Raw genomic sequence first — 25,834 nt, 5'->3', positions numbered from 1 at the left:
GTCAGGCTCCTGCCTTTTCTGCGGCTTTCAGGGCGCGCTTCAGGTCGTCGATCAGGTCGTCCGGGTCTTCCAGCCCGATGGACAGGCGGATGGTGCCCGGGCCGATGCCAGCGGCGGCCAGCGCCTCGTCCGTCATGCGGAAATGGGTGGTGCTGGCAGGGTGGATGACCAGGCTGCGGCAGTCGCCCACGTTGGCCAGATGACTGAAGAGTTTGAGGCTTTCGATGAAGGCCTTGCCTTGCTCGCGGCTGCCTTTCATGTCGAAGCTGAACACGCTGCCGGCACCGCGTGGTAGCAGCTTTTTCGCCAGCGCGTGGCTGGGGTGGGACTCCAGCAGCGGGTGGCCTACGCGGCTCACGAAGGGGTGGCTGGCCAGGAACTGCACCACCTTTTCGGTGTTGCTCATGTGGCGGGCCATGCGCAGCGGCAGGGTTTCGATGCCCTGCAGGATCAGCCAGGCGGTGTGCGGGCTCATGCAGGCGCCAAAGTCCCGAAGGCCCTCGCGTCGGGCGCGCAGCAGGAAGGCGCCCACGGTGGATTCCTCGCTGAACACCATGTGGTGAAAGCCCTCGTAAGGGGCGGTGAGTTCGGGGAATTTGCCCGAACGCTCCCAGTCGAAGCTGCCGCCGTCCACCACGATGCCGCCCACCACCGTGCCGTGGCCGCTCAGGAACTTGGTGGCCGAGTGGTAGACGATGTCGGCGCCCAGGTCCAGCGGCTTCATCAGCCAGGGCGTGGTCAGGGTGGAGTCCACCAGCAGCGGCACGCCGGCCTCGTGGGCGATCTGGGCCACGGTCGGAATGTCCAGCACGTCCAGCCCCGGGTTGCCCACGGTCTCGCCGAAGAACAACTTGGTGTTGGGACGGATGGCGGCACGCCAGCCGTCGATGTCACTGGGCTTCACAAACGTGGTCTCGATGCCGAAGCGCCGCAGCGTGTAGTGCAGCAGGTTCTGGCTGCCGCCGTACAACGCGGTGGACGCGACGATGTGCGAGCCCGCGCCCATGAGCGTGGCAATGCTCAGGTGCAGGGCCGCCTGGCCGCTGGCCACCGCAATGCCGCCGATGCCGCCTTCCAGCGCCGCCACGCGCTGCTCCAGCACCGCGTTGGTGGGATTGCTGATGCGGCTGTACACATGGCCGGATCGCTCCAGGTTGAACAGGGCGGCCGCGTGGTCGCTCGATTCGAACACGAACGACGTGCTCAGGTGAATGGGCACGGCGCGCGCGCCGGTGGCGGGGTCGGGGGCGGCGCCGGCGTGCAGCGCCAGCGTGTCGAAGCCGGGGTCGGCGTATCCTGCCATGGGGTCTCCTCTGGGTGTGTGCAAGCGCAATTGTGGGCTATATTTGACACCGTATCCGCCACAGCGGCGACAGAGGAGAGATCCCATGAAAGTCAGCGACATTCTGCGTGTCAAGGGTGGCACGCTCTATACCGTGTCCCCCGACGAATCCCTGGTCCGCGCCGTCGAGACCATGGCCCAGTACGACATTGGCTCGCTGGCCGTCATGGAGCATGGCGATCTGGTGGGCATGCTCACTTTCCGTGAGGTGCTGCACACCATCGCCAAGAACGGCGGCAGCGTGGGCAATGGCACGGTGCGCAGCGTCATGGACGATCACCCCATGAGCTGCACCTCCGAAACCGATCTGGAGCAGGTGCGTCCGATGATGCTGGAAAAACACACCCGTTACATGCCCGTCATGGACAACAAGATGCTCATGGGCGTGATCAGCTTCTACGACGTGGCCAAGGCCGTGGTGGACAGCCAGAACTTCGAAAACAAAATGCTCAAGGCCTACATCCGCGACTGGCCCGAGGAAGAAGAGTCCGCCCCCAAGGCGTGAGCCTGGCCCGGCCGCTCTGGGATAATCCCCACCCATGAGCGGCAACACCTTCGGCACCCTGTTTTGCGTCACCAACTTCGGTGAATCCCACGGCCCGGCCATTGGCTGCGTGATCGACGGCTGCCCACCGGGCATGCCGCTCAGCGAGGCCGATATCCAGCCCGATCTGGATCGTCGCCGCCCGGGCACCAGCAAGTTCGTGACGCAGCGCAACGAGCCCGATCAGGTGCAGATCCTCAGTGGCGTGTACCAGGGTAAGACCACGGGCACCCCCATCTGCCTGCTCATCCACAACACCGACCAGCGCAGCAAAGATTACGGCGACATCGTCCAGACCTTCCGCCCAGGCCATGCCGACTACACCTACTGGCACAAATACGGCATCCGCGACCCGCGCGGCGGTGGTCGCTCTTCGGCCCGCCTGACGGCACCCACCGTGGCGGCCGGTGCCGTGGCCAAGAAGTGGCTGAAGGAAAAATACGGCACCACGTTTCGCGGCTGCATGACGGCCATTGGCCAGATCGACATCCCCTTCGAGAGTTGGGACCATGTCCCGAACAACCCGTTCTTCGCGCCGGTGGCCGATGTGTCGGCGCTCGAAGCCTACATGGCCGAGCTGCGCAAACGTGGCGACTCCTGCGGTGCCCGCCTGCGCGTGACGGCGCAGAACGTGCCCGTCGGCCTGGGCCAGCCGCTCTACGACAAGCTCGACGCCGACATCGCCTACGCCATGATGGGGCTCAATGCCGTCAAAGGGGTGGAAATCGGTGCCGGTTTCGCCAGCGTGGCCGACACAGGCAGCACCCACGGCGATGCCCTGACGCCCCAAGGCTTCGTGGGCAACAAGGCCGGTGGGGTGCTGGGGGGCATCAGCACCGGGCAGGACATCGAGGTCACGCTGGCCATCAAGCCGACCAGCTCCATTCTGGTGCCGCGGCCCAGCATCGACACCCAGGGCCAGCCGACCGAGGTCATCACCAAAGGCCGTCACGACCCGTGCGTGGGCATTCGTGCCACCCCCATCGCCGAGGCGTTGCTGGCCTTGGTGTTGATGGATCATGCGCTGCGCCATCGGGCGCAGTGTGGGGATGTGGCCGTGGCGCCCGGGCCGATTGCCGCGTCGGCTCCCTGCAACGGCTGACCCGGACGACGGTTGCGCGTGCGCTCCCCCACTGTGCCGGCGCAAGCCTCGCTGTGGCCGTTCGCGGCCCTCTCGGCGAGTTATTTCGCTCACGTCGGCTTTTTCAACCCCTATCTGCCGCTGTGGCTGAATCACCTGGGCCTCGGGTTGCTGACGATTGGCGTGCTGACCTCGCTGCCGTCGGCCACGCGCCTGTTTGCCCCTTACCTCTGGGCCTGGTTGAGTGACCACACCGGGCACCGGGTGTGGCTGCTGCGCTATTGCGCCTTGTTGGCCCTGCTGGCGTCGCTGGCGTTGTGGGTGGAATGGGGGGTGGTGGGGCTGTTTGCGGTGCTGTTGCTGATGTTCACCCACACCAGCGGCATGATGCCGCTGAGCGAGACGGTGTTGGCCCAGCGGGTCAGCACCGAAGCGGGGATCGACGTGCGCCGTTATGGGCGGGTGAGGGTGTGGGGGTCGCTGGGGTTCCTGGTGACCGTGCTGCTGGCCGGCGCGTGGTTCGAACGCCATGGCATGGGCAGTTTTCCCGCCTGGACGGCCTGGACCCTGCTGGCCGTCGTGGTCAGCGTCTGGTTCATGCCTTCGGTCCGCGAGCCCCGGCATGCCCATGCCGATGCCGTCAGCGTGCGGCATGTGCTGGCCCGGCCCGCGGTGCGGTGGTTTTTCGTGTCGCTGTTTCTGCACGTGCTGGCGCACATCTTCATCTACATCTTCTTTTCGCTGTACCTGCATGAGTTGGGCTACAGCAAAACCACCATCGGTCTGCTGTGGGCCTTCGCGGTGGTGGTGGAAATCGGCTGGTTTCTCACGCAGGGCCGCTGGATGCCTGTGCTGCCGCTGGGCGGTTGGCTGGTGCTGGCGGGGGTGGTGGCGGTGTTGCGCATGTGGGCCACGGCCGCCTGGCCGCATTGGCTGGGCGTGCTGTTTCTGGCGCAGGCGGCGCACGCCATCACGTTCGCGGCGCATCATTCGGTGTGCATTGCCTGGGTCAGCCAGCATTTCCCCGGCCGCACCCAGGCCCGGGGGCAAGCCCTCTATTCGGTGGTGGGCTATGGCATGGCCGGGGTGGTGGCCGGCCTGCTGGGTGGATGGGTGAGCAGCCGCTGGGGGCTCAGCGCGGTGTTCTGGGTCGCGACCGGGGCGGCGCTGCTGGCCACGGGCGCGGCCTGGGTCAGCGCCCGTACTTGCGCACCAGCCCTTCGAGGGCGATGAGGTAGCCGTCCACCCCGAAGCCGATCACGATGCCGGCGGCGGCCGGCGAGATCCATGAATGGTGCCGAAAGGCTTCGCGCGCATGCACGTTGGAGATGTGGCATTCGATCACGGGCAGGCCATCCACGCCCTTGATGGCGTCGTGCAGCGCGATGGAGGTGTGGGTGTATGCGCCGGGATTGAACACGCAACCCAGCGCTTCGCCGGCCTTGTACAGCCGGCCGTATTCGTGGATTTTGTCGATCAGCGCGCCTTCCCAGTTGCTCTGGAAGCACTCCACCGCATAGCCCAGCCGCGCGCCGGCCTCCTGGCACAGGGCCTCCACATCGGCCAGGGTGGTGTGGCCGTATTGTTCGGGTTCGCGCGTGCCCAGCAGGTTGAGGTTGGGGCCGTTGAGGACGAGAATTTTCTTCATGGGCGAGATTGTGCGCCATTGTCAGACCGGGGCCAACGCGCCCAGCCGGTGGCCAGCGCCACGCCGGCCAGAATCACGGCGCCGCCTGCCACCATCGGGCCGGTGATGGGTTCGCCCAGGAGCACGGCGCCATAGCCGATGGCAAACACAGGAATCAGAAACGTCACGGTCAGCGTCTTGCTCGGGCCGGCCTTCTCGATCAGGCGGAAATACAAGATGTAGGCCAGCGCCGTGCACAGCACGCCGACCGCCAAGATCGAGCCCCAGGCCAGAGGGCCGGGGTTTTGGCTGGGCCAGAACCAGACGGTGGGCAGCGCCAGGCCCAGGGTGGCGCCGATCTGGCTGCCGGTGGCCGTGGCCAGCGGATGCACGCCGGTGAGATAGCGCTTGGTGCAACTGGCGGCCACGCCATAGCTGAGGGCCGCCCCCAGGCAGGCCAGCACCGCCCAGCCGGTGCCTCCGGCCGAAAAATCGGCCTTGGGCCAGGACAGGAGCACCACGCCGGCAAAGCCGATGCCCAGCCCCACGGCGCGGCTGCGCCCCGGCGCGTCCTTCAGCCAGGCCCAGGCCACCAGAGCGCCGAACAGCGGGGTGGTGGCGTTCAGGATGGCCGACACCCCGGTGGAAATGGTCAGCAGCGCGTAGGCGTAGAGCGCAAAAGGGATGGCCGAGTTGACCAGGCCGATCAGCAGGATGGCCCGGGCATGGCGCCGCAGCGTGGGCCAGTGGCCTGCGGCGACGAGCACGGGCAGAAGCGCCGCGCTGGCCACCGCCACTCTCAGGCCGGCCGTGGCCCAGGGGCCGAACTCGGCGGCCCCGAGCAGCATGAACAGAAACGATGAGCCCCACAGCGCAGCCAGCAGGACGAATTCGGCGGTCAGCGCGGCACTCATGCAGGCTCAGCCACGCAGCCCCGCGTTTTCCTGCGCCCGCAGCTTGGCGGCGATGTACTCGCCGTGCGTGACGTGCAGCAAGCCTGCCACCTTGCTGATGATGTGGTTTTCCAGCGCGGAGACGGTGCCGTCGGCATAGGCCACTTCCCACATGGCTTCGATGACTTGGATCTTTTGGGCCTGGGTGAAGCGCTCGTTGAGGCGGTTGGTGAATTGGTAGTAGTCGTTGCTGGTGCGGGCGGTTTCGTGCGCCAGGTCCAGCAGGCGGGCGAGTTCGTCATCGGTCAGGTGAAACTTGCGCCGCAGCGCCAGCAGCACCGCGTCGCGCTCGGCCTCGCCCATGGTGGGCTCGGCCCGCATCACGTCCACGAGCAGCACGGCCGTGGCCAGTTCCAGCGCGTGGTCGGCCGCCGGGCCGGGGCTGCCTGCCGCAGGGGCGTCTAGCTGGCGGGCGAGTTGATCGAAAAATTCCTTGAGGGTTCTCAGCATGGGTGGGATGGTAGCGTCTTGGGCTTTTGGGTGGCGCGGGCGCCCCTATCAGGTGCCACAAAACGTTTGGTAGCCTTGGCGCTGCTGAGCCGTGGCCGGCCGAGCCCAGACGGTGCCGGCCTGCCCCGCGTCGAAGGGGCGGCGCACGGCTTGCAGCAGTGCCTCGAACGGGCGCAGATTGGCGTCGGCGCTGGCGGCTTCCAAAGCGGCTTCCACCAAGTGGTTGCGCGGAATCACCAAGGGGTTGGCCGCCTCCATGCGGTCGGCGGCCTCGTGCAGGCTGCCGTCTTGGCGGCTCAGCCGCTGCCACCAGCGTTGCAACCAGGGCCGCAGTTCGGCGCTGCCCGCGCCAAACGATTCGGTCAGTGCCGCCGTGGGTTCGGGTTGGCCGCTGCGCAGCACGCCGGCCAAGGCGCGGAAGCCCCAGGTGTGGTCCACCTCCCAGCGATGCAGCAGTTGCAGATAAGCATCGGCCAGGGCTTGGTCGCCACGGGCATCGCCGGTGTCCAGCAGGCCCAGCTTGCGCCGGCACTCGGCCAGCCACTGGGCTTGATAGATGGCGGGGTACTCGTGGATCACGGCAGTCGCGCGTTCCACGGCCGCCTCGGCGGGCAGGTCCATCACAGGCAGCAGCGCTTCGGCCAGGCGGGCCAGATTCCATTGGGCAATCCCCGGCTGGTTGCCGTAGGCGTAGCGGCCGTGGTAGTCGATGGAGCTGAACACCGTCTCGGGATCATGCACCTCCATGAAGGCGCAAGGGCCGTAGTCGATGGTCTCGCCGGAAAGGGTCATGTTGTCGGTGTTCATCACGCCGTGGATGAAGCCCACCCCCATCCAGCGGGCCACCAACGCGGCTTGCCGCTGCATCACGCCGCGCAGCAGGCCCAGGGCGATGCTGGCGGCGTCGGCGCCATCGAGGGCTTGGGCCATGGGGGCATCGTGCCGCGCCAGCGCGTAGCGCAGCAGCCGGCGCAGCCCATCGACGTCGCCCCGGGCGGCCAGAAACTGGAAGCTGCCCACCCGCAGATGGCTGACGGCGGTTCGGGTCAGGATGGCGCCGGGCAGGGGCCGGTCGCGGTAGATGGTCTCGCCCGTGGCCACGGCCGCCAGCACCCGGGTGGTGGGGATGCCCAGCGCCTGCATGGCTTCGCTGATGAGGTATTCGCGCAGCACCGGCCCGACGGCGGCCTTGCCGTCGCCGCCGCGGGCAAACGGCGTGGGGCCGCTGCCTTTGAAGGCCAGGTCGTGGCGTTGCCCATGGCGGTCGATGAACTCACCCAGCAGCAGCGCGCGGCCATCGCCGAGCTGCGGCGAAAAGCCGCCGAATTGGTGGCCGGCATACGCCAGCGCCACCGGTTGCGCGCCAGCGGGCACTGCCTGGCCCGAGAAAACGGCCAACCCTTCGGGGCCGCCGAGCCGTTGCGCATCCAGCCCCAGCGCTTCGGCCAGCGCCTCATTGAAACGCAGCCAACGCGGCGCAGGCGCCGGGCTGGGCTGCCAGGGCACATACAGCCCCGGGAGTTCGCGGACGTAGCTGTGGTCGAAGGTCAGCCCCAGGTCGGGAGCGGCGGCGGGCGGCAGGCGCTGGTTCATGGGGGGATTGTCCGCCTCTGGCAAGGGCCTGTGGCGTTCGGGGTTTTGCGGTGCGGGCTTGCCCCAATGTCTGGGTCGCGCCAGGTCGGGTTACGATGACCAGGCACATTGGTCTCGTTTCCTTGCAAGGAGCCCGCCCATGGTGACTGTCGATGAGCTGCCCGCCGTCAAGCAGGGTCAATGGTTTTTTGGCGGCGTCACGGTCTGCCCGGTGCGCATCGTGCGCCACCACATCCTGCAGGGCACCCACGATCCGGAAGATCCGCCCGAACTCGCCGAAGACCGCCGCGCCGAATGCTACTACGTGCGCTACCATCTGCCCCGGCTGGACACGCCCTGGCTCGACGGCGGCATGGCCCTGAGCTTGCGCGAAGCCGTGTTTTTGGCCGAGCGCAAGCTCGGGCCGGTGGTGAACTGGAACGACTGATTGCCTGGGTGACAAGCGGGAGAGACGCTTTGCGGCAGAATTCGGGAAGGGGGCAAAGCATCGTTTTCGGCCTCCTGTCGCCCAGGAGGCCTGCCCGTCCATGACCGTTGCCGCCAAAACTTCTTCACGCCCGCCCGTTGCCGCGCGGCGCGATTGGCTTGCCGCCTTGAAAGAGGACTACGCTCTGGCGGTGCTGACGCTGGGCGGGCTGCTCGCCATCCTGTGGCTGGCGCCGTTTGCCGTGTACCGCGCGCTCACGCACAACTGGGTGGCGGCGGTGGCCGACACGCTCCTGTCCCTCGTGCTGGGCGGCGCGGCCATCCACGCCTGGCGCACGGGCGATACGCGCTGGCCCGGCTGGATTATGGCCTTGTCCATCGTCGGTGGCATTTGGGCCATCGGTTACTCGGCCGAGTTCGCGGCCTTGTTCTGGGTCTATCCAGGCGTGCTCATGATGTTTTTTCTCGTGCCTGCGTGGGCGGCAGCCACGCTGGGGGCGGCGGCCATTGCGGGGGCGGCGATCCTGTCGTGGAATGAGCTGGGGGGCACGGAGGGCTTGCCGTTTTTCGTCATCACCAACGTGCTCACCGGGGTGTTTGCCTTTCTGGTCTCGCAGCAGGCGCATCAGCGCATCAGCCGCTGGCAGACGCTCAGCCTCATCGATCCGCTGACCGGCATTGGCAACCGCCGGCTGATGGAGGTCGAGTTCGCCCAGCCCTTCGCCGGGCGACGTGCCGCCGGGGCGCTAGCCGTGCTCGACATCGACCACTTCAAGCAGATCAACGACCGCTTCGGGCACGATGCCGGCGATGCCGTGCTGCGTGACCTGGCCGCCGTGGTGCAGGCCAATCTGCGCAAGACCGACCGCTTTTACCGCTTTGGTGGCGAGGAGTTCGTGCTGTGGCTGCCCCACGGGGAGCCTGCCACCCACGTTGCCGTGCTCGAACGGGTGCGGCAGGCGGTGCGCGAGCAGGTGCGCGTGGGCGAGCAGCCCGTCACGCTATCGGCCGGGATGGCCGTGCATCAGGCCCCCGAGCCCTGGCAGTCCTGCTTGTCCCGCGCCGACGCGGCGCTGTACCGCGCCAAGCGCGAAGGGCGGGACCGCGTGGTGTGGCAGCCGGCCGAAGGCGCCCATCCGCCCCCGAGGCAGTGAGCCGGGCACCCGCCATGCTGGCGGCTTGAGCGGGGCAAGCCTCAAGACGGGCGGATTCCGCCCTTGGTCTTGGCCGCTGCTTTTGCGCCTTTGGGGCGCAGCCGGCTCACGGCGTGCTGCAACGCGTCGAAATGCAGCGTGCCTGGCGCTTCGTCGCCCCACAACAGTTCCCGTGCCGCCGCATGGTCTTCGTGCTGGGGGTCAAACCAGGCTTGCGCCCAGTAGCTCGCGCCTGCCGGGCCGCCGCAGTCCTCGGGTGGGCAGCCCTGTTGGGCTTTCAGCAGATAGGGCAGAGGCAGTTCGGTCTGCACGATGTCTTTGAGCGTGATGGCATGCAGCCATTCATCGCCAAAGTCGTACATGTAGAGCAACTTCTGCCGGGGCGCGGTGAGCACGTCGGCAACGCGCGCGCGGCTGTCGCTGTGGGCGCGGGGGCCCCAGCTTTCGGCGGATTGGGGCTCCCACCGCAGCGAAGCCGGGATGCGCCAATACACGTCTCCTGCGCGGCGCGGCAGCGCGAAGCCATAGGCGTGCGCGTTGTCCCAGCCCATGGCCGCTTGCACGATGGCGTGCAGCTTGCGCAAAGTCACGTCCGGGTCCACCAGCACTTCGCGGTAGATGGCCGGCTTGAATCCCTTGAGCTCGATGCGCAGCAGATAGGCGATGGAAGGACTGGAAGCGTTCATGGCGTGGACGGCAAGCGGGGCCTTCAGGCCGAGTGGCGCAGGCGCTGGTGGCGCTGGGTGGGCAGCAGGCTGGTGAGCCGCTGGTGGCATTGCATCAGGTGGGCCACGCGCTGCGCGTCGCTGGCGTAGCGGCGCGGCCCGCCCGAGAGCGCGTAGGCGGCGTCCACCGCGGCATCCAGCCGCTGGTGGGCGCGGCGCAGCTCCGGTGGCATGGTCAACGGGTCGTAGAGGTCGGCCAGCGTGGCTGGCTGCGGCCCTTGCTGAAACCGCGTCCGGGCATCCAGCACCGCCTGCGCGGCAGCTTCGATGGCGGCGCGGGCGCGTTGCGCGGGGCTGCCGGGCGGGGCGTCGTCGGGCAGTTCGGGCCACGGGAAATTGTTGTACACGATGGCGGCGGAGTAGCGAAAACGGCTTTCGAGCCGGCCGCACACCGCGCGCAGCCAGGCGTTGTGCATGGCGCTGGACAGCACGCCGAAGTGGTAGAGCGTGGCGCCGGGCACGATCTTGACCAGATTGCTGCATAGGGTGTTGGGCTGCTCAAAGCCGATCGGCAGGTATTCGCGGCGCTCGGAAGACACCTCTGGGATGACCAGATACGGCGCGTCGGGGACGTTTTCGACGTGAAAGCGCGTGGGCGTTTCGGCCAGCCGCCGGGTGGGGGCGCTGGGGCTGCGCAGCCGGTAGTCGCGCACCGCCTGCACGCGCCGCATCACCTCGGGCATGGCGCGCAGCTGCGCCGGCGGGCAGTCGCGCAGCCACAGCACCCAGCGCTCGGCGCCGTTGAGGAACTCCTCGGCCCCCAGCCAGCGGCGCAGCCACGCAGCGGCGGCCGGCTCGCGGGCCAGCAGTTCGTCGCGCTGCTGGCGCGTCAGCAGGTAGTGCCCGCCGTCGATCGGCTTGTTGCCGATGCCGATCGGCGGCACCGCCGCCAGTGGTTGGCTGCGCCGTGGCAGCAGCACGTCGGGGCCATCCACCAGATACGGATTGATGCGTTCGACGCGGCGCTCTAGCGGCTCGCCCCTGGGGTGCTCGTAGTCGAACAGGCGTTTGGGCTGTGTGTCGTGCAGCCCAAAGCCGATGATGACGCAGTGCACCGCGGCCTTGCCGCGTGCTTCGTTGCTCCACTGGAAGGTGCGGTGCGCGAAGTGAATGCGCACGCCCTGCGCCAGCAGCCAGCCCCACAGCACGCCGACCTGCTCGCCCTGGCTGATGCTGTTGGTGGAGACAAAGGCTGCGGTGGGTGGCGGCAGGCCGGCGGGCTGGGCGGCGCGGGCGTCTTGCAGGTAGCGGGCCGCCTTGACGTACCACGCCGCCACGTAGTCCAGCAGCCCGGCGTTGTCGATGCCGGCGCAGACGGCACGCATCTCGGCGCGTTGCCCATCGTCCAGGTTTTTCGCGCCGACGAACGGCGGGTTGCCCAGCACGTGGCTGCACCGTGCTGCCGGCAGCACGGCGTTCCAGTCCAGCGTCAGCGCGTTGCCGTGCACGATGTGCGGGCTGGAGCGCAGCGGGATGCGTGCGTAGTAGAGGCCAAACTCCTCGCTGACGCGCAGGTTCATCTGGTGGTCCACCAGCCAGAGCGCCACCTGCGCAATCTGGGCCGGGAACTCCTCGATCTCGATGCCGTAGAACTGGTCCACGTCCACGCGGATGAACTGGTGGATGTCCAGCATCTGCTGGCCGTCCTGATAACTGGCACGCAGCACCTCCAGCTCCAGCCGGCGCAGCTCGCGGTAGCTGATGACCAGAAAGTTGCCGCAGCCGCACGCCGGGTCGAAGAAGGTCAGCCGCCGCAGCTTCTGGTGGAACTCCCACAGCCGCTGGCGGTGGTGGCGCACGCGTTCGAATTCTTCCCACAGCGCGTCGAGGAACAGCGGCCGGATCAGCTTGAGGATGTTGTCCTCGGACGTGTAGTGCGCGCCGAGCTGGCGGCGCGCACGCTCGTCCATGATGGACTGGAACAGGCTCCCGAAGATGGCGGGGCTGATGGCGGACCAGTCCAGCGCGCAGGCGTCCAGCAGCGCCTCGCGCATCGGGGCGTCGAAGTCCGCCATCGGCAGCACTTCCTCGAACAGCCGGCCGTTGACGTAGGGGAACGCGGCCAGTTGCGCGTCCAGTGTGCGGCTGCGCTGGGCCTCGGGGGTATTGAGCACTTGAAACAACTGTGCCAGCCGCGGGCCGAGGTCGCTGCCGTCCGGGGCGGTGCGTTCCTCGATGAACTGGCGCAGCGCCTGCGCGGGTTGGAAGATGCCGGTGTCGTCGGCAAACAGGCAGAACAGCAGCCGCACCAGCAGCACTTCCAGCGCATGGCCGCCGTAGCCGCTGGCCTTGAGCATGTCGTGCAGCCGGCCCATGCGCTCGGCAGCGCGGATGTTGACGGGATCCTGCGGCTGGATGGCGTGGACTTTGTAGCCGGCCAGCGCGCCGAACAGCCGGATGTGCTTGTGCAGGTCCGCCAGCGCGAATTCGCGTTCTTCCCCGCTGGCCAGCATGCGCACGCGAAAGCGCGCGAAGTCGCAGACCACGACGAGCTGCGGCAAGTCGCGCTCGGCGATGCCGTGCAGGTAGCCCATCGCCTGTTCCATGGCGCGGTCCAGGTCCTTGCCGCGGCTTTTGTGCTCGACCAGCAGCATGCCGGGCCAGAACAGATCGACGAAGCCGTCGGTGCGCCCCTTGGGGCCACCAAGCCGCTTGACGGCATGCTCGAAGGTGGCCACGCGCTTGTCGCTGATGCCGAAGATGTCGAAGAAATCCAGCCAGAACGGCTTGGCCTGCGAGTCTTCGCGGCTGGCGTCTTCCCAGCGTTTGGCAAAGGCCAGCGCTTTGTGCTTGATGTCATTCCAGGACAGGGCCATGCCTGCGTGCCACTAACGGGGGCTCATTTACCCCACGAATCCTTGAGCCCCGTGATGCGGTTGAACACCAGCCGGCCATCCTGGCCGTGATCGATGCGGTCGGCCACGAAGTAGCCATGCCGCTCGAATTGGAACTTGTCATCCGCCTGGGCGCGCGCCAGCGTAGGCTCCACGTAAGCCGTGACCACTTTCAGGCTGTCGGGGTTGAGCAGTTGCAGGAAGTTTTTGCCGCCCGCATCCGGGTGCGGGTCGGTGAACAGGCGATCGTAGAGCCGCACTTCGGCGGGCAGCCCGTCATGGACGCCCACCCAGGTGATGGCGGCCTTGGCCTTGACGCTGTCGGCCCCGGGCGTGCCGCTTTTGGTGCCCGGCACCACCTTGGCATGGACTTCGACGACGCGGCCCTGCTCGTCTTTGAGGCAGCCGGTGCACTCGATCACGTAGCCGCCCTTGAGGCGCACCACGTTGCCCGGATAGAGCCGCTTGTAGCCCTTGGGCGGCACTTCCTCGAAGTCTTCGCGCTCGATCCAGACCGCCTTGCCGATGCGAAACACCCGCTCGGGCGGCGGAGCTTGCCCTTCGCCCGCGGGGCTGTGGGGCAGGGCGGGTAAGGTGCAGATTTCGGTGTGGTCGTCATGGCCAAACACTTCGGCCCAGTTGGTCAGCACCAGCTTGACCGGATCGAGCACGGCCATCGCGCGGTGGGCGCGCAGTTCCAGGTCTTCACGCAGGCAGCCTTCGAGGACGCTGTAGTCGATCCAGCTGTCGGCTTTGCTCACGCCGATGCGTTCGGCAAACCGTTGGATGGCTTGGGGCGTGTAGCCGCGGCGGCGCAGCCCGACGATGGTGGGCATGCGCGGGTCGTCCCAGCCCTGCACATGGCCTTCATCGACGAGTTGCTTGAGCTTGCGCTTGCTGGTGACCACGTAGGTCAGGTTCAACCGGGCAAATTCGTACTGGCGCGGCGGCGGGGCTTGCAACAGGCCGCCTTCGATGAGGCGCTGCAGCAGCCAGTCGTAGAAGGGGCGCTGGTCTTCAAACTCCAGGGTGCAGATGGAATGGGTGATCTGCTCCAGCGCGTCTTCGATGGGGTGCGCGTAGGTGTACATCGGGTAGATGCACCAGCGGTCGCCCGTGTTGTGGTGGGTGGCGCGGCGTATGCGGTACAGCGTCGGGTCGCGCAGGTTGATGTTGGGGCTGGCCATGTCGATCTTGGCCCGCAGCACGGCCGCGCCGTCGGGCAACTGGCCATCGCGCATTTGCCGGAACCGCGCCAGGTTTTCGGCCGGCGTGCGGTCGCGGAAAGGGCTGTTGACCCCGGGGCGCGAGAAATCCCCCCGGTTGATGCGCATGTCCTCGGCGCTTTGCTCATCGACGTAGGCATGACCGGCCTCGATCAGGTACTCGGCGGCCCGGTACATGAAGTCGAAATAGTCGCTGGCGTAGTACAGATGGCTTTCCGTGCGCCCGCCGAAAGACGATTCCCAAGAGAAGCCCAGCCACCGCACGGCATCGATGATGGCTTCGACGTACTCGCGTTCTTCTTTTTCGGGGTTGGTGTCGTCAAAGCGCAGGTGGCACACGCCGCCATAGTCGCGAGCCAGGCCGAAGTTCAGGCAGATGCTCTTGGCATGGCCGACGTGCAGATAGCCGTTGGGCTCGGGCGGAAAGCGGGTGCGGATGCGGGCCGGGTCGGGCACGCCGGCGCTGTGGCAGGCGGCATCGCCCGGGCGGCCACCCCAGCGGCGGCCGGCATAGGTGCCGTGGGCCAGATCGTGTTCGATGATCTGGCGCAAGAAATGGCTCGGTTTGGCGTCGTTGTCGTTGGGATCGGAAGCGGCATTCATCCCGCCATTTTAGGGGGCGCCAAGGCGGATGCCGGCCCCTGCTCAGCGGGGGCGAAGCACCATGTCGCGCTGCCGCAGCTCCACATCGAAGTGGCGCAGAAAGCTCTGGCCGAGCAGCGCTTGGCGTTCGTTCGATATGTCCAGACCGATGATGACGGTGGTGTCATTGAGGGCCAGATGGCCCACGCGCACCGGGATGCCATGAACCATTTCGCCCGGGCGTTCGCCGTTGGCGGTGCGAACGGTGACCGGCCGGCCTCGGGGCAACTGCGCTTGACGCGCCTGGGCATCGCTGATGCTGACGGCCGATGCGCCGGTGTCCACCAAAAACAGCACGGGCACCCGGTTGACTTCCCCGGGCACATAAAAATGCCCGTCCGGATGGCGGGGGATCACCAGTTCGCCATGAAGGCCCTCATAGGGTTGCAGGTGCTGGCGTTCGCGGGCCTCCAGCCATCGGAAGCCGAGGTAGAGGCCGGCGGCCACCAGCACCCACACCAGCGTGATGACGAAAGCGCCTTGCCGGGCCGTGCGCTGCAGGGGGTTCAACGCTGCATCCCCCAGGCTTGCAGGCGGCTGCTGGCGTACTGGGCGGCGTCGCCCTGCCGGGTGGTTTGCAGGAAGCGCTGATAGAAGACGGCGGCTTCGCGCCGGTGGCCCATGCCTTCCAGGGCCACCCCGCGCAGGAAGGTGATACCAGGGTTGCCGGGCAGTTGCTGGTCGAAGCGGCTGAAGTGCTCGTAGGCTTGCTGGGGCTGCCGCAGTTGCAGGGCCAGCAGCCCCGCGACTTGGTGGGCTTGGGCCTCCTGGGGGTAGATGTTTTGGGCGGCCAGCGCGTAGGGGCGCGCTTCTTGCGCCTTGCCCATGGCCTGCAGGCATTGCGCCATGCGCAGGTTGGCGGCGTAGTCTTGCGGGGTGGCTTGCAGGGCACGGGCAAACGCCGCCTGGGCCGCAGGCAGTTGCTTGCGGCTCATGGCGACTTCGCCTTGCTGGCAGGCTTCGATGGTGGGCCGCAGGCGCCGTAGGCGGGCGGTTTCGTCCATGAAGCGTTCGCGGCCCGTGGGGCGGTTCAGGCTCTCGGCATAGCGGGTTTGCGCCAGCCGCTCGGCGCTGGCCAGGCGCTCGCTGCTCATGGGGTGGGTGCTGAACAGGGTTTGCAACGGCCCCGGGCTCTCACGCTCCTGCTCCACCAGCAGGCGGTGCAGGCGCGTCATGCCGCTGGCCGGGTACCCGGCGCGGACCATGTACGCCTGACCCAAGGCGTCGGCTTCGCGTTCATGGTCGCGCGAGTAGGCGGCCAGCAGCGCGCTGGCGCCGATCTGCCCGCCCACCAGGGCCGCCGTGGCCCAACGCTCGTCGGCCATCATGGCCACTCCCATCAGGGCCACGTTGGCCAGCAGCCCCTGGCCGCTGCGTTGGGCGGCGTGGCGGGCGTTGACATGGCCCATCTCGTGGCCCAGCAGCGCGGCCAGTTCGGCCTCGTCCTGCAGCCCCACCATGATGCCGCGCGTCACCCCCATCGCGCCGGCCGGGAAGGTGTAGGCGTTGACGTGGTTGGCATTGAGCACCCGGTAGCTGTAAGGCAGGTGCGGCCGGTGGGTGTGCCGTTGCAGTTCCGCGCCCAGCGTGCGCACGTAGCGGTTCAGGGCGTCGTCTTGTACCTCGCCCAAGTCCTGGGAAAACTGGTGCGGGGCGTATTGCGCATCGGCCGCGCGTTCCTGGCTTTCGCTCATGCCGACGAGGATACGCTCGCCCGTGACGGGGGATTGCGCGCAGCCTTGCAGCGCCCCGAGGGCGGTGGCCGAGACGCTGGCGCCCAGCAGCCACAGCGCGTGGCGCCGCCCCAGGCGCTGGCGGGCCAATGCGTCGGCGATCTGGTCGTGGACAGGGGCTCGATCAGGCGGATTTTTCATGGCGAATATTGTGACTGGCTTCATGGTGAGGGCATTCCGGCCCCAAGGACGACCGTTACGGCTGGATACGTTCTTCACATTTTGGGCAAGGAGGTAACAGGGTTTTGAGTCTGTAATCGAGGCATCGGTTCTCCAAGCCTGTTGGAAAGGATGACATCATGAAGCGGATGAAATGGTTGGGCGCCGCAGGTGTGGCGGTCGTGTTGAGCAGCGCCGGGATGGCGCAGGCCAGCAATGTGTATTGGTCCATCGGCGTGCATCAGCCCGGGGTGCATGTGGGGGTGAGCAATACGCCCCCCGTGGTGGTCACGCCGCCGGTGGTGGTCTATCCGCCGCGGCATGTGGTGGTGACGCAGCCGCCGGTGGTGGTCGTGCCGCCGCCCCATGCGGGCTGGGTGCCGCCGGGGCATCGCAAACCTCATCACCATGCAGGCCCGGGGAAATCGCACAAGCGTGGTGTCACGCAGGTGCATCACCACCATTACTACGGGGCCACGCCAGTGGTCTATGCCCAGCCGCCTCGCCAATCGTGGCGCTGAATCCGGCATTGACGCCGCTGCGTTGATTCGGTCTGGCGCGGCGGCTGAATGGTCGGCTGCTTGGGGGCGTCGCTGGGTTAGGATGCTGGTTTTGCCGTTGCATCCATGGATTTCCTGCTTTTGTTCAAGGCCGCCGTCATGGGCGTGGTGGAGGGCCTGACCGAGTTTTTGCCCATTTCCTCCACCGGTCACCTCATTCTCACCGCGGCCTTGCTGGGGTTGGATGATGAGAAGATCACGGTGTTTGAGGTGGTGATCCAGACCGGCGCCATTTTGGCCATCGTGTCGTTGTACATGCAGCGGCTGGTCTCTACGGTGGTGGGCCTGCCCCGCGAAGCCCGAGCGCAGCGTTTCACCGCGAATGTGCTGATCGGTTTTTTCCCGGCCGCCCTGGCGGGGGTGCTGTTCATCGAGGTGATCAAGGGCGTGCTGTTCAATCCGTTGGTGGTGGCGGTCAGTTTCATCGCGGGTGGCGTGGTGATGCTGTGGGTCGAGGCCTGGCAGGCCCGGCAGCCTGCCCAGCGCATCGATGACGTGGACCAGGTGGGCTGGCGCGATGCGCTGGGGGTGGGGCTGATTCAATGCCTGGCGCTGGTGCCTGGGGTCAGCCGCTCCGGGGCCACCATCATCGGTGCGATGGCCCTGGGGTTCTCCCGCCGCGCGGCCACCGAATTCAGCTTCTTCCTGGCCATTCCCATGCTGTTTGGCGCTGCGGTCTATGACCTGTACAAGCACCGCGCCTTGCTCAGCATGGCGGATATGCCATTCTTTGCCGTGGGCCTGGTGGTGTCGTGGCTGTCGGCTTGGGTGTGCGTGAAGTGGCTGCTGCGCTATGTGGCCAGCCACACCTTTGTGCCGTTTGCCTGGTACCGCATCGGCTTTGGCGTGCTGGTGCTGGTGACGGCGTACACCGGCTGGGTGAACTGGACGCCCTGAATCCGCTCCCACGGTCATGAACCGTTTGCTGTTGCCGTTGTCGTCCCTGCTCAGTGGCGTGGGCTTGCTGGTGGTGGGCGTGGGCCTGCTGTTTTCCGTGGTGGGGCTGCGCGGCGGCATGGCCGATTTTTCCAGCGTGGTGCTCGGGCTGGTGATGTCGGCCTATTTCGTGGGCTTCGTGTTCGGCACCTACGTCTGCCCGATGATCATTCGCCGCGTGGGGCACATCCGGGCGTTTGCGGCCATGGCGTCGCTGGCCTCCACCATGCCCATCTTGCACGCGCTTTGGGTGGATCCGTGGTTCTGGGGGCTGTTGCGCTTCATCACGGGCGTTTGTCTGGTGGGGCTGTACATCGTGGTGGAGAGCTGGCTCAACACCGTGGCGCCGACCCGGCACCGGGGGCGGGTGTTTGCGGTGTACATGTCGGTCAACTTCGTGGCGCTGGCGCTGGGGCAATGGCTGATTCTGGTGGGCGATACCCTGGGCTTTGTGCCCTTCGTGCTGGTGTCGGTGATGTTTTCCTTCGCGCTGTTGCCCATCACGCTGACGCCGGTGGATGAGCCCGAGCCGGTGGAGGCCCCCCGGCTGAGCTTGCGCTATCTGTACCAGACCTCCCCCCTGGGTGTGGCCGGGGCGTTGGGCTCGGGGCTGATCAACGGGGCCTTTTACGGCATGGGGGCCGTGTTTGCCCAGGGGGTGGGTTTTTCCGAGGCGGGTGTGGCGGCTTTCATGGCGGCCACGATTCTGGGCGGGGCGATTTTTCAGTGGCCGGTGGGGCATTATTCCGACCGGCACGACCGTCGCCACGTGCTGCTGTGGGTGATGGTGCTCAGCGCCTTGCTGGCGGTGGCGGCCTTCCTGTTGGCCCGTCATGCGCCGTGGCTGGTGATTGCCATCGGCCTGTTGTTTGGTGGTCTGGTGTTCACCATTTACGGTTTGAGCGTGGCCCATGTGAACGACATGGTCGATGCGTCTCGGGTGCTGGAGGTGACCGGCGGTTTGTTGCTGGTGCATGGCATCGGCGCCGCGCTGGGCCCCACGCTGGCGGGTGTTTTCATGGACGCTTTGCAGGCCGAGAGCCTGATGCTGTACTTCGCGGTGGTGCTGATGCTGCTGTCGCTGTACGCGGTCAAGCGCATCCGTGCCGCCGCGCCGGTGCCAGAGGCCGAGAAGTTCGATTTCGTCATGATGGGCACGGGCTCGCAAGCCGTGCTGCATCTGGACCCGCGAGCCGCCGTGTCGGAGGCTGCCGCGCCCCCATCGGCCGCCCAAGCGCCCGATGGCGCAGCCGCTGCCGGCGCCGCTGGCCACCCGCTGGCGGCCGATCGGCCGGCCGGCGCAGACCTCAAGCGGCCATGAAGCTGCGCAGGGCGCGGTCGATGGCGGCGGCCGTTTCTTCGGGCCGCTCCATCGGAAACAGGTGTGTGCCCTCGATCATCTGCAATCGCTCGCTGGGTGTCTTGCCCACGAGCTTGTGGGTCATGGCCATCCCCACCTGCCGCATCTCGGCCGATTCGGTGCCGCCCACGAAAGCCACCGGGCACTGCAGGGGATGGCGGCACAGCAGCCGATCCAGGTTGTGGGGCAGGGTGTTGTAGATGCGGGTTTCGATGTCGCGGTCGAAACTGAGGACGCGCTTGGTGCCGTGGGCCGTCACCACGTCGTGCGTGCCGTGTTCGATGTAGTCGTGCAGCACCCGCGGGTCCCAGCGGGCAAAGCTCTTTTTGTGCGCGAAATGGGCCAGCGCCTCTGCCGCGTTGGGCCAACTGTTGCGCCGCTTGCGGCTGACCTGCCCGGGCGACAGGGCGCCAATGAGCCGGGTGTGCTTGGCGGCCTCCAATGCGCGGGCACGCCAGCCGCCCAGCACGGGGGAATCGAGCATCACCACGCCGCGGACCTTCACCCCGGCCAGCTCAGGGTACTTGGCGGCGCACATCAGGCTCAGGAACCCCCCCAGTGAGTGCCCGACCAGAAACAGCGGCCCGGCATGGCCGGCGCAGCGGTTGACCACGAAGTCGGCCAGTTGCTGCACCAGGTGCGGCCAATTGCTCGTGACCGGGTAGGCCGGATCGTGGCCGTATTTGTCCACGGCCAGCACCTGATAGCCGCGCTGGCGCAACGCATCGAACACCACCCGGTAGGTGCCCGCCGGGAAGCTGTTGCCATGGGAAAAGACGATCATCGGGCCATCCTGAGGGCGAGCGGCGTCTTGCATCAAATGAGTTTCTCCTGCGGGCTGGTGATCTTCTTGAGGGGGGCATGGCGCTGGCTGCCCACCATCAACGGCGCATCGGTGGGGCGGCCGTCCCAGGCGGGGTGTTCGATGCTGTCGAACACCTCGCGCAGACGCTGGCCCCAGGTGTCGTGCAGCATGCGGAAGTAGGGGTTGCTGTGGTCGATGCAGACGATGCGATCGCTGCGCAGGCTGTCGGCCTGGTACACCGCCATGTCCAGCGGCAGGCCCACCGACAGGTTGGATTTCAGCGTCGAATCCATCGAGATGAGCACGCACTTGGCCGCTTCGTCCAGCGGTGTCTCGGGCGTGATGACGCGATCCAGCACCGGCTTGCCATACTTGCTTTCCCCGATTTGGAAAAACGGCGTCTCGGGCGTGGCTTCGATGAAGTTGCCGGGTGAGTAGATCTGGAACAGGCGCATGCCTTCACCGGCAATCTGGCCGCCGAAAATCATGCTGACGTTGAATTCCACCCCGCTGCGCTTGAGGGCTTCGCCGTCGCGCTGATACACATGGCGCACCGCCGAGCCCAGCACCCGGGCCGCATCGAACATGCTGCGGGCGTTCCAGATGGTGATGGGTTCGCCCCCTTCGGGATCTTTGAGCTGTTCGACCTGCAGGATTTCGCGGATCGATTGCGAAATGCTGAGGTTGCCCGCCGACAGCAGGCACATGAAGCGATCGCCGGGTTTTTCATAGACGATCATCTTGCGAAAGGTGCTGATCTGGTCCAAGCCCGCATTGGTGCGCGAGTCCGACAGAAACACCATTCCGGCCTTGAGTTTGACGGCGACGCAGTAAGTCATGGGTGGCGCAATCGGAATGTGGGTCTGCCGATGCTAGCAGACCCCCGCGCGCCTGCCAGACCCATGAGGGACAATTGGCGCTGCGCCGACAGTTGCCTGTGATGGCCTGTGGGCCTGAATTGTCTGCCGATACCGGCCTGTGACTCCATGAGCAAAGCATTTACCCGCGAAACCGACCAGACCGAGGACGATGACGCCCCCGACGCGCCGGCCCTGCCGGCCGGCGGCAAGAACTACATGACCCGCGCCGGGCACGACCGCCTGCGTGCCGAACTGCTCCATCTGCTCGACGTCGAGCGCCCCAAAGTGGTGGAAGTGGTGCATTGGGCCGCCAGCAACGGCGACCGTTCGGAAAACGGCGACTACCTCTATGGCAAGAAGCGGCTGCGCGAGATCGACCGCCGCATCCGTTTCCTGACCAAACGGCTCGATGCTGCGGTGGTGGTGGACCCTTCGCAGCACCACGGCAAGGATCAGGTGTTTTTCGGCGCCACCGTCCGCTTCGCGCGCGAGGACGGCAGCGAAACCACGGTCACCATCCTCGGCATCGACGAGGCCGACACGGCGCAGGGGCAGGTGAGCTGGGTTTCGCCGGTGGCGCAAGCCTTGCTCAAGGCCCGCGAGGGTGACGAAGTGAGGCTGCGCACCCCCACCGGTTGGGAAACGCTGGAGGTGCTGGAAGTCAGTTACCCGGCCGCGTCGGCCTGACCCGCTGCGCCCGGATGACCGATGGCGTGCGCTTGAGCTGGCGCAGCACCTGCGCCAGATGCACCCGGTCGCGCACGGCCAGCACGAAGCGCAGATCGGTGGCCGCTTGAGCCGGCTCGTCGCCCATGTGGATGTGGGTGATGTCGGCTTCCGCGCTGGCCAGCGCGGCGGCCACTTTGGCCAGCACCCCCTTGCCGTTGTTGACCGTCACCACGACGGCGGACTCGAACAGCCGGGTCGGCTCTTCCGCCCATTCCACCTCGATGAAGCGCTCGGCGTCGCGGTGCAGCAGCTTGCGGCCGTGGGGGCAGTCCTCGGTGTGAACCACCAGCCCCTCGCCTTTGCCCAGGTAGCCGATGATGCCATCGCCCGGGATCGGATGACAGCAGGCGGCGTATTGCACTGAAGTCCCTTCGCTGCCATCCAGCGTGACCACGCCCTGGCTGGGCCGGTCTTCGGCGGCCGCACCGAACCGTTCCTGGCTGATGAGCAACAGATCGGGCTTCTGGCCGATTTCGCTGAGCAGCGCGGCCAGCTTCTTGCTGACCATGCTGGCAATCCGCCGGCCCAGGCCGATGTCCGTCATCAACTCGCGGCGGCTGCGGTTGCCGGTGAAGCGCAGCAGCTTGTCCCAGACGGGTTGGTGCGCCTCGTCGTCGGCGGGCAGGGCGGCGATGCCTTCGGCGCGCAGCGCTTGCCGCAATAGCCGCTCGCCCAGGGCCACGGACTCTTCTTCGGCCAACGTCTTGAGGTGGTGCCGGATCTTGGAGCGGGCGCGCCCGGTTTTGACGAATCCCAGCCAGCTCGGGTTGGGGCGGGCGTGGGGGGAGGTGATGATTTCCACCACATCGCCGTTGTTGAGCTCGGAGCGCAGCGGGGCTTGCTCCCCATTGATCTTGGCCCCAATGGCGCGGTTGCCCACGTCGCTGTGGATGGCGTAGGCAAAATCCACGGCCGTGGCGCCACGCGGCAGGGCCATGATGCGGCTCTTGGGCGTGAACACATAGACCGAGTCGGGGAACAGGTCGATCTTGACATGGTCCCAGAACTCGGCCGCGTCGTGCGTTTCCTGCTGGATGTCGAGCAACGACTGCAGCCACTGGGTGTTCAAGTCCTGAGAAGCCCGGCTGTTCGGATCGCTGGCCTTGTACAGCCAATGGGCAGCCACGCCGGATTCGGCCACCACGTCCATGGTGTGGGTGCGCAGCTGGAATTCGATGTTCGTTCCAAACGGCCCCACCAGCGTGGTGTGCAGCGACTGATAGCCGTTCATTTTCGGGATGGCGATGTAGTCGCGGAACTTGCCCGGCAACGGCTTGTAGAGTTGGTGCAGGATGCCCAAGGCGCGGTAACAGTCCAGCAGTTCGGGCAAGATGATGCGAAAGCCGTAGATATCGGTCACCTGCGCGAACGACAGGTGTTTCAGGTCCATCTTGCGATAGACCGAGTACAGCGTTTTTTCCCGGCCGACGATGCGCACCTCCATCCCGTGGCGCAGGAAGGCGTTTTCCACCTCGGCCTGCACGCGGGCGATGAGATCCTTGCGGCGGCTGCGCGACTTCTCCAGCGCCTTCGACAGCGCCCGGTAACGCCAAGGGTGCAGGTGCTTGAACGCCAGGTCTTGCAGTTCGCGGTAGTTGTTGTTCAGGCCCAGGCGGTGGGCGATGGGGGCATAGACGTCCAGCGTCTCGCGGCTGATGCGCTCCCATTTGCTGCGCGGCATGTCGCCCATGGTGCGCATGTTGTGGGTGCGGTCGGCCAGCTTGATGAGGATGACGCGCACGTCGCGGGCCATGGCCAGCAGCATCTTGCGAAACGATTCGGCCTGGTTCTGCTCGCGGCTGTGGAATTCGAGCTTGTCGAGTTTGGTCAGCCCATCGACCAGTTCGGTGATCTGCGGCCCGAAGCGCTCGGCCATGTCGGCCTTGGAGACCCCGCAATCTTCCAGCACGTCGTGCATGAGGGCGGCGCACAGGGCCTGGGCGTCGAGTTTCCACTCGGTGCACTGCTGCGCCACCGCGATGGGGTGGGTGATGTAGGGGTCGCCGTTCTTGCGCAACTGGCCCAGGTGGGCTTCGTCGGCGAAACGGTAAGCCTGGCGGACGAGGTCGATTTCCGCCGGGGTGAGGTAGTCCAGTTGGGCTTCCAGCGCCGCGAAGCTGGCCGCGGCGGCGCTGGCGGCCGCCTGGGCAGGGCTCTTTGCAGGCGGGGAAGTGACTGGCTCCGTCATAGACCCTTACTTTAGCCGGAGTTGTCGCAGCGCGTGGACGATGCCGGATCGAACCCCTCTATCGGTGCGATCCAGAAAAACAAAAGCACCGTGCCAGCGGTGCTTCGTGCGATCTCAGGCAACCCGGTCAGACCGGAACCTTCTTGAGCATTTCCAGGCCGACCTTGCCTTCGGCGATTTCGCGCAGGGCGGTCACGCCGGCTTTGTTCTTGGTCTCGATCTTGGGGGTGTGCCCCTGGTTGAGCATGCGCGCGCGGTAGGTGGCCACCAGCACGAGCTGGAAGCGGTTGGGGATTTTCTCCAGGCAGTCTTCGACGGTGATGCGTGCCATGCGGGCTCCGGGCGGTGTATGGGGTGTTCAGCCGATATTGAGGGCGCGGAACGTGTCTGCGCGAGCGCGGCGCTGGGCCGCGACCTTCAGGCGCTGGGCATGCGCAATCGCTTTGAGGTCGAACAGCGCACGCTCAAACATCTCATTGATTATAACGAAATCGAAATGATCGACGTGCGCCACCTCCTCGGCCGCATTGCGCAGCCGCAGCTCGATGACTTCTTCGCTGTCTTCGGCCCGGCGCATGAGCCGCGAGCGCAGTTCCTCCCAGCTTGGCGGCAGGATGAAGATGAGCACCGCATTGGGAAACTGGCGCTTGATCTGAATGGCGCCTTGGTAGTCGATTTCCAGCACGATGTCGGCGCCGGCAGCGATCTTGTCTTCGATGGCCTTGCGCGAGGTGCCGTAGCGGTTGCCATGCACCTGGGCCCATTCGATGAAGGCGTCGGCCGCAATCATGCGGTCGAATTCCTCGTTACTCACGAAGTAATACTCGCGGCCGTGGACTTCCTGCCCGCGCGGGGCCCGTGTGGTGTGCGACACCGAAAGCTCCATCCGCGAATCCACTTCCAGCAGCGCCTTGACGAGGCTGGATTTGCCAGTGCCGCTGGGGGCGGCGACGACGTAGAGGTTGCCGGGGTAGTCCATGGTCATTCGAGGTTCTGTACCTGTTCGCGCATCTGCTCGATGAGGACTTTCATGTCCACCGAGATGCGGGTCAGCTCCAGGCTGGAGGACTTGCTGCCCAGGGTGTTGGCTTCGCGGTGCAGTTCCTGAATGAGGAAGTCCAGCCGTTTGCCGACTTCGCCGCCCTGGCGCAGCAGCCGCTCGATTTCTTCGAGGTGGGATTGCAGTCGGGTGAGTTCTTCGGCCACGTCGATGCGCATGGCGTAGGCGGCCGCTTCGGCCAGCGCGCGATCTTGGGCCGCCTGGCTGCCGGCATCGGCCTGGGCGCCGCCCAGCGCCTCGTGCCAGCGCTCCAGAAAGCGCTGCCGCTGCATCTCCACCAGCTGCGGCACCAAGGGCTGGGCCTGCTGGGCCAGGGCACGCAACTGGGCCACGCGGTCCAGCAGCATGTCGGCGAGGCGTGCGCCTTCGCGTGCGCGGGAAGCGGTGAAATCGTCCAACACCCGGCGTGCCAGCGCGGCCAGCTCGTCGGCCAGCCCGGCCGGCGGCGGGGCATGGCGTGACAGGGCGCCCATCACCTCGGCCACGGACCATTCGCGTGCCTGTGGCAGCCAGGCGCGGATATGCTCCTGCAAGCCGGCCAAGCGTTGCAGTTCGGCCGGCGAGGGCATGCGCAGCGCTTGCTCCTGGCGGCCTTCGATCCAGCCGCGGATTTCCACCTTGCCTCGCTTGAGCCGGGCGCTCACCAACTCGCGCAGCGCCGGCTCGCTGGGGCGCAGCTCATCGGAGAGGCGAAAGCTCAGGTCCAGGAAGCGGCTGTTGACGGAGCGGATTTCCAGGCCCAGCGCCGCGGTAGGGGCAGCAGGGGATCCGGCGACCGGTTCCGGCTGGCTCTGACCAGTGGCATAGCCGGTCATGCTGTAAACTGGCATTCAAAACTCGCAGTCTG

General features: G+C 66.7%; 25 protein-coding genes. 9 read left to right on the top strand and 16 right to left on the bottom strand.

Going from position 1 to position 25,834, the window contains the following annotated elements; all coding sequences use genetic code 11:
• Position 1: 1 nt before the first annotated feature.
• Complete coding sequence (locus DFR43_RS02675; protein WP_133595814.1) at positions 2–1,303, bottom strand: O-acetylhomoserine aminocarboxypropyltransferase; 1,302 nt, start codon at positions 1,301–1,303, stop codon at positions 2–4.
• Positions 1,304–1,388: 85 nt separating this feature from the next.
• On the opposite strand from DFR43_RS02675, the gene DFR43_RS02670 reads away from it, so the two are divergent.
• From DFR43_RS02670 to DFR43_RS02660, 3 genes are read left to right on the top strand one after another with little or no spacing between them, the layout of a single operon-like run.
• Positions 1,389–1,847 (top strand): CBS domain-containing protein, encoded by a 459-nt coding sequence (locus DFR43_RS02670; protein WP_133595813.1) that lies wholly within the window; start codon positions 1,389–1,391, stop codon positions 1,845–1,847.
• A 34-nt stretch (positions 1,848–1,881) separates the two neighbouring features.
• Entirely contained in the window at positions 1,882–2,988 is a 1,107-nt protein-coding gene (gene aroC, locus DFR43_RS02665; RefSeq protein WP_133595812.1) for a chorismate synthase, read from the top strand.
• Between the two features lie 18 nt (positions 2,989–3,006).
• Positions 3,007–4,200: an MFS transporter gene (locus DFR43_RS02660; RefSeq protein WP_245988806.1), complete on the top strand. Its 1,194-nt coding sequence runs from the start codon at positions 3,007–3,009 to the stop codon at positions 4,198–4,200.
• Here the strand turns inward: DFR43_RS02660 and aroQ are convergent.
• The 4 genes from aroQ to DFR43_RS02640 are packed head-to-tail and all read right to left on the bottom strand — an operon-like array spanning position 4,160 to position 7,590.
• Positions 4,160–4,615: a type II 3-dehydroquinate dehydratase gene (gene aroQ / locus DFR43_RS02655; protein WP_133595811.1), complete on the bottom strand. Its 456-nt coding sequence runs from the start codon at positions 4,613–4,615 to the stop codon at positions 4,160–4,162. The genes DFR43_RS02660 and aroQ overlap by 41 nt on opposite strands.
• Positions 4,612–5,508 (bottom strand): DMT family transporter, encoded by an 897-nt coding sequence (locus DFR43_RS02650; RefSeq protein WP_133595810.1) that lies wholly within the window; start codon positions 5,506–5,508, stop codon positions 4,612–4,614. The genes aroQ and DFR43_RS02650 overlap by 4 nt, the downstream gene beginning before the upstream one ends.
• 6 nt (positions 5,509–5,514) lie before the next feature.
• Positions 5,515–5,997: a tellurite resistance TerB family protein gene (locus DFR43_RS02645; protein WP_133595809.1), complete on the bottom strand. Its 483-nt coding sequence runs from the start codon at positions 5,995–5,997 to the stop codon at positions 5,515–5,517.
• 48 nt (positions 5,998–6,045) lie between these two features.
• On the bottom strand, positions 6,046–7,590 hold the full coding sequence (locus DFR43_RS02640; RefSeq protein WP_133595808.1) for a protein adenylyltransferase SelO: 1,545 nt from the start codon (positions 7,588–7,590) through the stop codon (positions 6,046–6,048).
• A gap of 139 nt (positions 7,591–7,729) precedes the next feature.
• Between DFR43_RS02640 and DFR43_RS02635 the strand changes: the two genes are divergently transcribed.
• Positions 7,730–8,017 carry a hypothetical protein gene (locus DFR43_RS02635; RefSeq protein ID WP_133595807.1) on the top strand — a complete coding sequence of 96 codons (288 nt, stop codon included), beginning with the start codon at positions 7,730–7,732 and terminating at the stop codon, positions 8,015–8,017.
• A gap of 100 nt (positions 8,018–8,117) precedes the next feature.
• A complete protein-coding gene (locus DFR43_RS02630) occupies positions 8,118–9,170 on the top strand; it encodes a GGDEF domain-containing protein (protein ID WP_133595806.1) in 1,053 nt (350 codons plus the stop codon).
• Between the two features lie 41 nt (positions 9,171–9,211).
• On the opposite strand, the gene DFR43_RS02625 is transcribed toward DFR43_RS02630, so the two are convergent.
• Genes DFR43_RS02625 through DFR43_RS02605 form a run of 5 tightly spaced genes read right to left on the bottom strand, consistent with a single transcriptional unit; the run spans position 9,212 to position 16,471 of the window.
• Positions 9,212–9,856: a plasmid pRiA4b ORF-3 family protein gene (locus DFR43_RS02625; RefSeq protein ID WP_164499687.1), complete on the bottom strand. Its 645-nt coding sequence runs from the start codon at positions 9,854–9,856 to the stop codon at positions 9,212–9,214.
• A gap of 23 nt (positions 9,857–9,879) precedes the next feature.
• Positions 9,880–12,711, bottom strand: coding sequence for a DNA methyltransferase (locus tag DFR43_RS02620; RefSeq protein WP_133595804.1), 2,832 nt, complete (start codon positions 12,709–12,711; stop codon positions 9,880–9,882).
• Positions 12,712–12,734: 23 nt separating this feature from the next.
• A complete protein-coding gene (locus DFR43_RS02615; protein WP_133595803.1) occupies positions 12,735–14,558 on the bottom strand; it encodes a glutamine--tRNA ligase/YqeY domain fusion protein in 1,824 nt (607 codons plus the stop codon).
• 42 nt (positions 14,559–14,600) lie between these two features.
• Complete coding sequence (locus DFR43_RS02610; protein WP_164499686.1) at positions 14,601–15,107, bottom strand: retropepsin-like aspartic protease family protein; 507 nt, start codon at positions 15,105–15,107, stop codon at positions 14,601–14,603.
• Positions 15,104–16,471, bottom strand: a complete 1,368-nt coding sequence (locus tag DFR43_RS02605) for a M48 family metalloprotease (RefSeq protein ID WP_133595802.1) — start codon at positions 16,469–16,471, stop codon at positions 15,104–15,106. Before DFR43_RS02605 ends, DFR43_RS02610 begins: the two co-directional genes overlap by 4 nt.
• Positions 16,472–16,629: 158 nt before the next feature.
• On the opposite strand from DFR43_RS02605, the gene DFR43_RS02600 reads away from it, so the two are divergent.
• From DFR43_RS02600 to DFR43_RS02590, 3 genes are all read left to right on the top strand, one after another.
• Positions 16,630–17,010 (top strand): hypothetical protein, encoded by a 381-nt coding sequence (locus tag DFR43_RS02600; protein ID WP_211338585.1) that lies wholly within the window; start codon positions 16,630–16,632, stop codon positions 17,008–17,010.
• A 105-nt stretch (positions 17,011–17,115) separates the two neighbouring features.
• Complete coding sequence (locus DFR43_RS02595; protein ID WP_133595801.1) at positions 17,116–17,946, top strand: undecaprenyl-diphosphate phosphatase; 831 nt, start codon at positions 17,116–17,118, stop codon at positions 17,944–17,946.
• A gap of 16 nt (positions 17,947–17,962) precedes the next feature.
• Entirely contained in the window at positions 17,963–19,306 is a 1,344-nt protein-coding gene (locus tag DFR43_RS02590; RefSeq protein WP_133595800.1) for an MFS transporter, read from the top strand.
• On the opposite strand, the gene DFR43_RS02585 is transcribed toward DFR43_RS02590, so the two are convergent.
• Together DFR43_RS02585 and DFR43_RS02580 are read right to left on the bottom strand one after the other, a co-directional pair.
• Positions 19,293–20,129 (bottom strand): alpha/beta hydrolase, encoded by an 837-nt coding sequence (locus tag DFR43_RS02585; RefSeq protein WP_133595799.1) that lies wholly within the window; start codon positions 20,127–20,129, stop codon positions 19,293–19,295. The two genes, DFR43_RS02590 and DFR43_RS02585, sit on opposite strands and share 14 nt — an antisense overlap.
• A gap of 32 nt (positions 20,130–20,161) precedes the next feature.
• Entirely contained in the window at positions 20,162–20,989 is an 828-nt protein-coding gene (locus DFR43_RS02580; protein ID WP_133595798.1) for a proteasome-type protease, read from the bottom strand.
• Positions 20,990–21,136: 147 nt separating this feature from the next.
• On the opposite strand from DFR43_RS02580, the gene greB reads away from it, so the two are divergent.
• Positions 21,137–21,697 (top strand): transcription elongation factor GreB, encoded by a 561-nt coding sequence (greB, locus tag DFR43_RS02575; RefSeq protein WP_133595797.1) that lies wholly within the window; start codon positions 21,137–21,139, stop codon positions 21,695–21,697.
• On the opposite strand, the gene DFR43_RS02570 is transcribed toward greB, so the two are convergent.
• The 4 genes from DFR43_RS02570 to DFR43_RS02555 form a co-directional block, all read right to left on the bottom strand.
• Positions 21,672–23,927, bottom strand: a complete 2,256-nt coding sequence (locus DFR43_RS02570) for a RelA/SpoT family protein (RefSeq protein ID WP_133595796.1) — start codon at positions 23,925–23,927, stop codon at positions 21,672–21,674. The genes greB and DFR43_RS02570 overlap by 26 nt on opposite strands.
• A 127-nt stretch (positions 23,928–24,054) precedes the next feature.
• Complete coding sequence (gene rpoZ, locus DFR43_RS02565; RefSeq protein ID WP_133595795.1) at positions 24,055–24,258, bottom strand: DNA-directed RNA polymerase subunit omega; 204 nt, start codon at positions 24,256–24,258, stop codon at positions 24,055–24,057.
• A gap of 27 nt (positions 24,259–24,285) precedes the next feature.
• Positions 24,286–24,906, bottom strand: coding sequence for a guanylate kinase (gmk, locus tag DFR43_RS02560; RefSeq protein ID WP_133595868.1), 621 nt, complete (start codon positions 24,904–24,906; stop codon positions 24,286–24,288).
• 2 nt (positions 24,907–24,908) lie between these two features.
• Positions 24,909–25,817 carry a YicC/YloC family endoribonuclease gene (locus DFR43_RS02555; protein WP_133595794.1) on the bottom strand — a complete coding sequence of 303 codons (909 nt, stop codon included), beginning with the start codon at positions 25,815–25,817 and terminating at the stop codon, positions 24,909–24,911.
• Between the last annotated feature and the right edge of the window lie 17 nt (positions 25,818–25,834).

The sequence above is a fragment of the Tepidicella xavieri genome (assembly GCF_004363315.1).
GTDB lineage: Bacteria > Pseudomonadota > Gammaproteobacteria > Burkholderiales > Burkholderiaceae_C > Tepidicella > Tepidicella xavieri.
The sequence above is the reverse complement of the archived record's forward strand: the minus strand, read 5'-3'. Positions and strand labels throughout refer to the sequence as shown.